The organism is Priestia sp. SIMBA_032 (assembly GCF_046535215.1).
Classification (GTDB): Bacteria; Bacillota; Bacilli; order Bacillales; family Bacillaceae_H; genus Priestia; species Priestia aryabhattai.
Genome location: NZ_JAWRXD010001541.1, coordinates 1 through 236 on the forward strand (window position 1 = coordinate 1; position 236 = coordinate 236).

Here is a 236-nt window from a genome sequence, read left to right on the forward strand (position 1 = left end):
CATCTCTGGCGTTTTGGCGCAGTAGGTCTCAAACGTGCATCCGGCAAATCGTGGTGTGATTCCAGAGCCGATAAGCGCTGTGTTTAGACGTTCGGCGGCGAGGTTGGCCAAGGCTTGCGTGTGCGCCTGACCGCCCGGCTCGGCCACACGCAACCCGTGGAACTGACACTGCTTGCAAGGGCGGATCAGCATCGATCCGTCGAACTGCTCTACTTCGCTGCGGGTTTCCACTTCAG

General features: G+C 59.7%; 1 protein-coding gene. It reads right to left on the bottom strand.

The genetic code is table 11. The features are described from left to right. Positions 1 to 236 (bottom strand): hypothetical protein (locus tag SB717_RS39450; protein WP_410908773.1); only part of this gene is annotated, 236 nt, incomplete at both ends.